The 8,482-nt window shown below is 40.8% G+C and carries 7 protein-coding genes and 1 tRNA gene; 7 read left to right on the top strand and 1 reads right to left on the bottom strand.

The features are described from left to right. Nucleotides 1-20 precede the first annotated feature (20 nt). Nucleotides 21-105 (top strand) — tRNA-Leu (locus tag QZX97_RS00835). 102 nt (nt 106-207) lie between these two features. Here QZX97_RS00835 and QZX97_RS00830 read toward each other — a convergent pair. Continuing rightward, nucleotides 208-393, bottom strand: a complete 186-nt coding sequence (locus QZX97_RS00830) for a DUF1398 family protein (protein ID WP_295664012.1) — start codon at nt 391-393, stop codon at nt 208-210. A gap of 190 nt (nt 394-583) precedes the next feature. Here QZX97_RS00830 and QZX97_RS00825 point away from each other — a divergent pair, with 190 nt between their 5' ends. From QZX97_RS00825 to QZX97_RS00800, 6 genes are all read left to right on the top strand, one after another. Then, entirely contained in the window at nt 584-2,116 is a 1,533-nt protein-coding gene (locus QZX97_RS00825; protein WP_295655713.1) for a metallophosphoesterase, read from the top strand. Nucleotides 2,117-2,122: 6 nt separating this feature from the next. Further along, the gene (locus tag QZX97_RS00820) at nt 2,123-3,559 is read left to right on the top strand and encodes a metallophosphoesterase (RefSeq protein ID WP_295655712.1); all 1,437 of its coding nucleotides are present in this window, start codon (nt 2,123-2,125) and stop codon (nt 3,557-3,559) included. A gap of 2 nt (nt 3,560-3,561) precedes the next feature. Further along, nucleotides 3,562-4,950, top strand: coding sequence for a YHYH protein (locus tag QZX97_RS00815; RefSeq protein ID WP_295655711.1), 1,389 nt, complete (start codon nt 3,562-3,564; stop codon nt 4,948-4,950). A gap of 1 nt (nt 4,951) precedes the next feature. Next, the gene (locus QZX97_RS00810) at nt 4,952-5,479 is read left to right on the top strand and encodes a YbhB/YbcL family Raf kinase inhibitor-like protein (protein ID WP_295655710.1); all 528 of its coding nucleotides are present in this window, start codon (nt 4,952-4,954) and stop codon (nt 5,477-5,479) included. Between the two features lie 262 nt (nt 5,480-5,741). Continuing rightward, entirely contained in the window at nt 5,742-6,728 is a 987-nt protein-coding gene (locus tag QZX97_RS00805) for a SusD/RagB family nutrient-binding outer membrane lipoprotein (RefSeq protein ID WP_295655709.1), read from the top strand. A gap of 58 nt (nt 6,729-6,786) precedes the next feature. Beyond that, nucleotides 6,787-7,440 carry a helix-turn-helix domain-containing protein gene (locus tag QZX97_RS00800; protein WP_295655708.1) on the top strand — a complete coding sequence of 218 codons (654 nt, stop codon included), beginning with the start codon at nt 6,787-6,789 and terminating at the stop codon, nt 7,438-7,440. Nucleotides 7,441-8,482: the final 1,042 nt, after the last annotated feature.

Here is an 8,482-nt window from a genome sequence, read left to right as displayed (position 1 = left end):
TTTTAAAAGGATAATCATCCGCTCGGGTGGTGGAACTGGTAGACACGCAGGACTTAAAATCCTGTGCCCGTCAAAGGCGTGCGGGTTCGATTCCCGCCCCGAGTACATCTTTAGGCAAGTTGCCAACTTTGTTGGCAACTTTTTTTATGAAATAATTTACTGAGTAAAAACCCCAATGGGGTTTTTTATTGAAACAATTTTCCTCATTTAATAACCACTTTCCGGGATAGGCTCTGCAACCATATTGTTACCTGCCAGATCGTAATAAACACACATCATGGCCTGGGTATCTACAACCCATTTTTGCACCCCGGCATCGGCCACTAACAGACAGAAAGTTAAAAAATCGCTTTTTACACTGTCGATGCTCGGCAATGATCTGCCGGACGGCATGGAGTGTTGGCTTATCCAAGATCGTTTTTTCGGTGTAGATCGGGTCGCTTCTGACATACGTCCTCATTTATACTAATTTGACTTACCATCTCGTGTTTGGAATTGTTGGCAGCCACTGGTGTTAATTATTTTAAGTACAGTTAAACCTCTGTAATTTAGAATGGTCTAACCAAGATAAACTTAATTGATCATGATTACCAGAAGACATTTCCTTCGGCTATCTTCTATTGCCGCATTAGGACTTACCTCGTTTAAAAATTTTAAATTTTTTGGAGGCGACAAAATCAACTACAATATTATTTTAGGCCGGGCCACTGCGAATTCAATTACCGTAAATCTGATGCTGAATCAGGATGCAGAGGCATTTATAGCTTACGGTTCTGATAAAAATAATTTAAAACTTAAAACTCCCTTAAACAAGCTTTTTGCAAATAACCCGGTAGAATTTGTTTTAACGGGGCTGGCGCAAAACCAGCGATTTTATTATCAGGTCTGCTATTCAACGCCGGGCAGCACCTTGATAAAAGAAAAGCCGCTAAGCTTCCGCACCCAAAGGAAAAAGGGCAGCGATTTTGTTTTTACCATTTCGGCCGATTCGCATTTGGGTACCCTTAAGCATTGCTCGCCAGCGTTGTATCAAACCACTTTAAATAATGTGGTTAGAGACGAACCCGACCTGCATTTTTCTCTCGGCGACGATTTTAGGGCTTCCAAGGTTAATAATCCCGATTATAAAAAGATAGAACAACTCTATCTCGATCAGCGCGAGCATTTAAACGCGCTGTGTAGCACCGTTCCTTTTTATTTTATATTGGGGAATCATGAACTGGAGGCCAAGGCTTACAACGATGGGACCGATAACTGTTTGGCAGCTTGGAGTACCAAAGCACGCCTTAAGTTTGTCCCCAATCCAAGTCCCGATGGTTTTTATACCGGCAATAGTTCAACCGCCCCGGGCGAACGCAGGGAGAATTATTACGCTTTTGAGTGGGGCGATGTATTGTTTATAACCATGGATGTTTTCTGGTACTCTAATATATCTGCCGATGATGAAGAAATGCGCGAGAAAAACAAAAACGAATTCGAAAACCTAAGCAAAGAGGAACGAATTAAAGCAAGGGCGCAGGAAAAAGATAATAAAGGCGGAGGTAGAGGGCAGAAGGACAAAAATGGGCCTCACAAAGATCAATGGGCATTCACTATTGGTGAAGAACAATATAAATGGTTGCAGCAAACATTAGCAAAAAGCAATGCTATGCATAAATTTGTTTTTGGGCACCATGTTTTGGGGGCGTGCCGAGGGGCTGTGGAATGGGCCGGCATGTTTGAGTGGGGAGGCAAAAACCGTCGCGGTATTGAGCAATTTGCCGATAACCGACCCGGCTGGGAAATGCCCATACACCAACTATTTGTAAAAAATAAAGTAACAGCATTCATCCAGGGGCACGATCATCTTTTTGTTCGTCAGGAAATGGACGGTATTGCCTATATCACCTGCCCCATGAGTGGCGACCCTGGTTACAACACCTATAACAATGATAAATACCTAAGTGGCGATAAGCTGAGCAATACCGGGCATTTAAGGGTGAGCGTTACCGCTAATGACGTGCAAATGCAATACATTAAGGCAGTGCTGCATAAAGACGAATCGGCACAGGGCAAAAATGGTAGCGTAGCTTATGCCTATTCGTTCGTTCAAAAAAAGGTTTTACCTACAACCTAAATTTCGATGCTAAAAAAGATCATTTGCCTGTTGTTTGTTTTGGTATGGGGAGCGGGCTATTACTGCCTGGCGCAAGGCCAGCGGCGTAATAACGCAGCCGGAAAAAGCCCAAAAGAATCGGGCCTTTTTAAAACCAATGTGCCCGAGCACGACTACGACCTGATTTTAGGCAGGCCTACTAATTCTTCGGTAACGGTCAGTATTATGCCGTCCAGGGATATGAGTGGTTATGTTGTTTACGGCCAAAACATAAAAGACCTAACATTTAAAAGCCCTACGATTAGTTTTACCGCTAATCAAACCACATTTTTCGATCTGCAAGGTTTGAAAGGCAATGCCAGATATTATTATAAATTCATTTATACTAAAGAAGGTGTCGAGAAATTGAGTGCATCTGATCTGCATAATTTTCAAACCGCACGTACGGCGGGGACTCAATTTAGTTTTGATATACAGGCCGATTCGCATCTTGATGAAAATACGGGAACCGATGTTTATACTCAAACTTTAAATAACATCGCCAGGGATTCAACAGATTTTTTAATCGATCTGGGCGATACCTGGATGACGGACAAATACCGCAACAACTATAAAGATGCCTACAAACAATATACGGCCCAGCGGTACTATTTCGGTATTCCTGGAATTTCAACACCTGTGTTTTTAACATTGGGCAACCACGACGGCGAAAGCGGGCAACAACTGCACAGGCCCGAACCCGATAATATGGCAAAATGGTCAACGCAGGTGAGACGCAGCTTTTACCCTAACCCGTATCCAAACGGTTTTTATAGCGGAAATTCCTTCACAGAAGGCGGAAGAGAATTTATTGAAAATTATTATTCCTGGCAATGGGGTGATGCACTTTTCATTGTGCTTGATCCGTTCAGGTTTACATCTAATAACCGCAGTCCCTGGTTTCGTACGCTGGGTTCTGATCAATATCAATGGCTCAAAAGAACATTGGAAGCCAGCAAAGCCAAGTTTAAGTTTATATTCATACATAATCTGGTCGGTGGGGTTGATAAAGATGGTGTGGCACGCGGCGGTGCGGAGGCTGCCGGGCTTTATGAATGGGGAGGCTCCGATACTACAGGTCAAAAAACATTTAATAATAACCGCCCGGATTGGGCGATGCCTATACATGACCTTTTGGTTGCTCACAAAGTAAATGTTGTATTTCATGGGCACGATCATTTTTTTGCTAAGCAGGATAAAGATGGTATTGTATACCAATTAGTGCCACAGCCCGGCGCAGTACGTTATGGTAACACCATTTCTGCGACACAGTATGGTTATGTTACCGGCAAAATAATGAATGCCCCCGGATATTTACACGTCAGTATCGACGGTGATTATGTACAAATTGAATACATCCAAACAAGTGTTGACCTTAATCATCAAAATAAACAAGTTTTATACAGCTATCAACTAAAGCCTTGATTATGAGCATTCTCCAAAAAGTATTAAATTTTGTTCTACTATCGGGCATGATCCTATGTCTTCAAGACAGCGCGATTGGGCACCCAGGCGGCCATTATAAGAAAGGTGATCATTTTAATACCTGGGAGATGGCTAATGGCCGTACTGTTCAAGGCAATTTTAGCACGTCAATTGGTACATTGTTAATACTTGAACAGGCAGGAGGAAGAATGGTCGCTGTTCCGATGGATCAGTTGAATTCACGTTATCGAAAAATGGCACAAATGAAAATTGCTAGAATAGCAAGGCTAAATGCGCAGTTCCTGCAAGACGAAGAGCGGTCGGTTATTAACCGACCAAATCCGTATACATACATAATTTTTACTGTATTTCTATTAGGAATAATCCTTTATGTTACTCTATACTTGCATGCACCCCGAGATAAAAAAATGGCTTTTGGCCTGGGCTTGTACGGTTTATTTGTATTGAGTACACTTTACGCTTTCGCCCCGTTTCTTAAATTTCATTTTATCAAAAAGACTGATCCCGGTTATATAGATTCGGCATTTACGGTATATAAACCCCAAGTAAGCACCAGGTGGGATGCGAATAATTTCTATGTATCCTCCAACGGTCTTCCTGACCACAGTATGATGGTGGGGATAACGAACTGGCAACAGCAGGTGCCTTTACCACAAGATTATACAGGGACAAACAGCTGGACGATCCCCTTGCAACCTGTTTTGTCGGAGCGTCCGCTAAGCACGAAACATAACTTTATGCGCGGCGCCGTAGCGATAGCAGTCAATGGTATTCCTATTTTTAACGCACTAAATAACCGTGGTGAGGATTCTTTTTCAATTGGTGAACTGGATAAGTGGGGAGGGCATTGCGGCAAAGGCGATGATTACCATTATCATGCAGCACCATTATCTTTGCAAAATCGTTCCGGACTTCAACCGATCGCTTTTTGTTTAGATGGTTTTGCTGTTTACGGCGATAAGGAACCGGATGGTTCAGCTATGCAGCCGCTGGATAGTTGCCATGGACATAATTATAAAAATGGTGTCTATCATTATCACGGTACCAAAACCTACCCGTATGTTATTGGAGCATTACGCGGTGAAGTAAAAATGGATGACGCTACACTTGCCCCGGAGAACCAGATTATGCCGCAGGCGTTCACCATGCCGCTAAGACCACCTACAAGACCTTTGAGGGGAGCAGTGATCACAGACCTGAAGAAGTTGAATGCGGATAGCTTCCTGTTAACTTATCAGGTGAGTGGGAGGCAGGCTTATATTCAATACAACTGGGATAATCTCAACAATTATTTATTTGAATTTACAGATCCGCAAGGTGTTAAAACCACCGAAACATATACCCGACCATCACATCAACCTCGAAAGTAACATGAACAAGAAATTTATTGCTGTCGTGCTTTTACTATTGCTGTGCCTATGTGAAGTTAAAGCTCAAAAAAAAGATACAAAAACTTTTATTGCATTTAGTCCGGCTTTTGTTAATAATGGAGTGTATCCAAAGCTATTTACATGTGATAGCATCGCGCTATCGCCTCCTATTTCCTGGAAAAACACCCCAAATGGAACCAAATCAATTGCGATTACCATGCACCACATCCCCCGCGACGGTGAAAAGCATGTTTACATGGTTTTATATAATATCCCTGCGGATATATCAGGTATACCACAAGCTGACTCGAATATCGGCTTTTGGGGACATAATAGCATGAATCCGATTCTTGGATATTCGCCACCCTGTTCAAAAGGACCAGGCGAAAAAGCATATATCATCACAGTTTATGCTCTTTCAGAAACTATTCCACATCAAAATGAGGGACTAACTATGGAACATCTGTTGCAAATGATAAAAGATAAAATTTTAGAAACATCTGTATTAACCGTAAAATATTCTCGCTAAAAGTTTTAAAAAAGCTTCTCAGAAATCTTTTTCAAAAAAGCGTTCTTTACGATAAAGTATTAATAACCCCTACTGTTTGGTTAAGTCTGTTATAAGATACTGATAGATCTGGATATTCCAGGAGGCTTGACCAGGCTATTCCGTGCGCTTTGGACCATAAGGTTGTGTTGGTAATTAATAAAATACTAATTAACAATCAATAAATTAACATGGTCAAAGTGTTACGTAATTATCTGCCTGCTATTTCGGAACGTCGTGATCAATGGCTCCGAAATATCCAGTACTGCCCTCATTAAGGGCTGCAGATAGTTTGTTGAAATCAAGCACGGCGGCAATAACTGGTGATTTGGTTTACGCTGGTGACAAAACTAAATGGAGAAAATTTTGTAATGGCTTGCGCTTGAGGTATTTGCTGCGGTCATCTTCAAAATTAAGTTCCGCTGGTTCTGAAATGCAGAAAATAGTTACCGATGGTACTATCTTTCAAAATGCATCAGAAGGAGCAGAATTAACCCTGCCTTCCTCGGTTCCCTATGCTTTCCCAAGCATTACCGAGCGGTCTGGCGATTATGCCATCAAATACTGCAATACATTGTTATATAACTTTTTTGTAAACACGGGTGACCAGCAACGCCTGAGCCTGCTATTCGCAAAAAACGTAACCAATCAAATTGCAAGCGGATTCAACTTCAGTTATTATGGAGGGATGCCCATAGTTTCTGATGCCAATACCTCTCAGGTCAATAGCAGTTCGGGCTTTAACAACACTATCTTTTTAAGCAATCCGTCATCAATAGTATTAAAGTCACGCATAATTACCTATCAGGAAGTGCAGTTTATTTTGGCAGAGGCAAGCTTAAAAGGCCTTATTACCGGCACACCGGCAACTTATTATAACAACGGCGTGTTAGGAGCCTATGCAGATTATGGTATTGACGCCACCAGCGCGGCCGCGTACTTAGCTAACCCTAATGTGGTTTATAATCCACTAAATGCGCTAAACCAAATTGTAACTCAAAAGTGGGTTGGTAATTTCGATGTTGGCTTTGAAGGCTGGATAGAGTACCGCCGCACTGGTATCCCAGCATTCGACGCAACTTCAGCAAACTTAAATGGCGGGAAAATATCAACCCGCTTTTTATACCCGCCAGACGAACAAACCATTAATACCGCCAACTATCAGGCCGAGCTTAAAATACAAGGGGGGGGGGCAGAGAGTACCATTTACAAAGCGTGGTGGGAGAAATAATTTGATTAGCAATCGGGTACTTCAAATAGCTGAAGTACTCGATTTTAATAGGAAGATAATGCAGGACTTAGAAATATATTTAAATCAAAATGACAATCAACTGTGTGAACTGTTTAGGGCACTTGCACTGCCCGTGCGGATTTTTATCATAAGAATGATCGTACAGCATGACAACTCAGTAACCTCAGAAGATTTTATCGATGCCCCCTATAGTACAGATAATATCAATAAGCAAATGCAATTGCTCAAACAAATGGGGATATTGAAACTGCGGGTCAGGAACAGGAAATCGATTTACAGCGTTGATGAAAAGCTATTCACAATGTTGATAGAAAAAGCAAATGGCTTTTTAGAAAGCATAAATATACATTTTTTACAATATCAGGAAACGGGTAACTCATTGCCGATAAAAAACGCTGAAGAGCATATCCCTGATTTCGGTACCTATATTAAATCTCAGAGATTGTCATTTCAGCTATCTCAGGAAGAATTTGCGAAAAGGCTTTATATCGAACGATCAGTACTAAGTAAAATTGAATGCGGCAAAGCCACCCTTAATGCACGTAAATTGAAAGACCTTTCTAAAATTATTTATGAGGATTTGGACGAAATTAAAAGGATATACTATAGTGACAGAATAGCTGAGTTAATGCTTAAGGGTAACCTCGAACCTGACATTTTAAATATTGTAAAAAGCAAAATAAACGCATAATGCCCAATGCCGATAGTTAGATCTTATTTTTCTACGTGTTCGGGAGTATAATCATTAAGATCATGTGATTTCGATATGATTATCGATTCCATTTTCCTTGGAATTGATTTTTTTGGTATATACCTGCGTGGTCATAACGTTTTGTTGCCCCCATAATTTAGATATAGATAAGCTTATCAGCTGCCGATTTTAGCTGAAAAGTCGCATTCGCGAGTCTGAAACTAAGCAAGGTGATATTTTTACTAATATTGGCATCTAAACCAACCTGTTAGCAAATGAATTAGAGAAAGTGTTTAATAATTGGTCAAGGATAGGCATAACCGATAATGCCGTTAAACGTTTGATACAGGTAGTAATGGCACCGAATAAGGAAGTATTACAGAACCTTTAAAACGGTAAATTATACGAACTTTCAACTAATTACAATAACATGGTTAGTAGCGTAATGGAGTACGCATTAACCAATCCCACCCAATAGGAGGCAACTACCAAAGGGACTTTGTTTGGTGCTTACAATGCGGTTACGGGCTACTTTCAGAATGTGCGCAATTACAAGGATAATGAAAGTAAATTCAAATACATCATGTACGGCACAAGGCTTACAGCGTAGCCAAACGGCGTTTGACCTTTGTAAAGAGTTTGCCAAGCATGGTAATACATTAAAATGATCAACCGTAGCATATACTTGTTGGTAGCCTTGTGTTTCAACACATGGCTATTTTTTTAAAAAATTCTCCTGTTTAGGGTTAATTCACTCCAATTAGGGTGTGCACATGTTTTCTTAAACCTTTTAACTTATAGATGTGGTTCAATCAAAAACGGGTTAGATATTGCAAATCGGCCTTTATCATCAAACAGAGAGGCTAAACGTTTCAGGTCATCTAAAAATTGGTTCGTGGGGACGACGGCTTTGGGTACTTTAAAAAATGAATCGACAAAAAAACCCTGATATTACAATATCAGGGTTTTTTGTTTTTATCGATTTACAATACTACTTACTTATCTTTTTTACTTTGATCGCGCTCAGGCCTTTTAGTCCTTG

This window comes from uncultured Mucilaginibacter sp., from assembly GCF_903893715.1.
In the GTDB taxonomy this organism is placed as follows: Bacteria; Bacteroidota; Bacteroidia; order Sphingobacteriales; family Sphingobacteriaceae; genus Mucilaginibacter.
The sequence above is the reverse complement of the archived record's forward strand: the minus strand, read 5'-3'. Positions and strand labels throughout refer to the sequence as shown.

Bases quoted from the DNA above. Each gene is read 5' to 3' on its own strand.
- QZX97_RS00830 (WP_295664012.1), bottom strand. From the start codon at position 393: ATGCCGTCCGGCAGATCATTGCCGAGCATCGACAGTGTAAAAAGCGAT.
- QZX97_RS00825 (WP_295655713.1), top strand. From the start codon at position 584: ATGATTACCAGAAGACATTTCCTTCGGCTATCTTCTATTGCCGCATTA.
- QZX97_RS00820 (WP_295655712.1), top strand. From the start codon at position 2,123: ATGCTAAAAAAGATCATTTGCCTGTTGTTTGTTTTGGTATGGGGAGCG.
- QZX97_RS00815 (WP_295655711.1), top strand. From the start codon at position 3,562: ATGAGCATTCTCCAAAAAGTATTAAATTTTGTTCTACTATCGGGCATG.
- QZX97_RS00810 (WP_295655710.1), top strand. From the start codon at position 4,952: ATGAACAAGAAATTTATTGCTGTCGTGCTTTTACTATTGCTGTGCCTA.
- QZX97_RS00805 (WP_295655709.1), top strand. From the start codon at position 5,742: ATGGCTCCGAAATATCCAGTACTGCCCTCATTAAGGGCTGCAGATAGT.
- QZX97_RS00800 (WP_295655708.1), top strand. From the start codon at position 6,787: ATGCAGGACTTAGAAATATATTTAAATCAAAATGACAATCAACTGTGT.